Source organism: Nocardia sp. NPDC059228 (genome assembly GCF_042754245.1).
Taxonomy (GTDB): domain Bacteria; phylum Actinomycetota; class Actinomycetes; order Mycobacteriales; family Mycobacteriaceae; genus Nocardia.
Genome location: NZ_JBHZAL010000195.1, coordinates 1 through 1,017, shown reverse-complemented (window position 1 = coordinate 1,017; position 1,017 = coordinate 1). Strand labels below are relative to the sequence as shown.

General features: G+C 70.7%; 1 protein-coding gene. It reads left to right on the top strand.

What is annotated here, in order from left to right; all coding sequences use genetic code 11:
* Nucleotides 1-863, top strand: an 863-nt coding sequence (locus ACFXKA_RS43445; RefSeq protein WP_379431976.1) for a carbohydrate-binding module family 20 domain-containing protein, incomplete at its 5' end; no start/stop codon positions are given.
* Between the last annotated feature and the right edge of the window lie 154 nt (nt 864-1,017).

Below are 1,017 nucleotides of genomic sequence, written 5' to 3'. Positions count from 1 at the left end.
GCTTCATGGAGTCCGGGCAGTCCGCCGTCTTCGTCGACAACCACGACACCGAGCGCGGCGGCGACACCCTCAACTACAAGAACGGCGCCGCCTACACACTGGCCAACGTCTTCATGCTGGCCTACCCCTACGGCTCGCCCGACGTGCACTCCGGCTACGAGTTCAGCGACCACGACGCCGGACCGCCCAACGGCGGCACCGTGAACGCCTGTTACTCGGGTGGCTGGAAGTGCCAGCACGACTGGCGCGAGATCTCCTCCATGGTCGGCTTCCGCAACTCGGCCCGCGGCCAGGGGGTCACCGACTGGTGGGACAACGGCGGCGACCAGATCGCCTTCGGGCGCGGCTCCAAGGCGTACGTCGCCATCAACTACACGGGCTCCTCGCTCAGCCGCACCTTCCAGACGTCGCTGCCCGCCGGTGACTACTGCGACGTCCAGAGCGGCAACGGCGTCACCGTGAACGGCTCCGGACAGTTCACGGCGACACTCGGCGCCAACACGGCGGTCGCCCTGCACGCCGGGGCCCGCAACTGCGGCGGGGGCGGCAACCCGCCGGCCGGTCAGTCGGGGGTCACGTTCGGCGTCAACGCGACGACTCAGCCCGGTCAGAACATCTACGTCACCGGTGACCGCGCCGAACTCGGCACCTGGAACACCGGGGCCGCGCTCAAGCTCGACCCGGCCGCCTACCCGGTGTGGAAGCTGAACGTGCCGCTGCCCGCCGGTACGTCCTTCGCTTACAAGTACGTCCGCAAGGACGCGGCCGGGAACGTGACGTGGGAGAGCGGCGCCAACCGCACGGCGACCGTACCGAACACCACATCGGGCGGGCTGACGCTGAACGACACCTGGCGCAACTGACGCGTTCCTGACCCGCCCCCGACCCGTCCCTGACGGGTCCCTGAACGGCACTCCGGTGCCCCAGCACCCCCCGCACCATCCGGCCGCCCCGGCGCCGCGCACCCCACCGCCCCCGCGCGTCGCCGGGCCCGCCCACAACCCGAACACCGAGGAG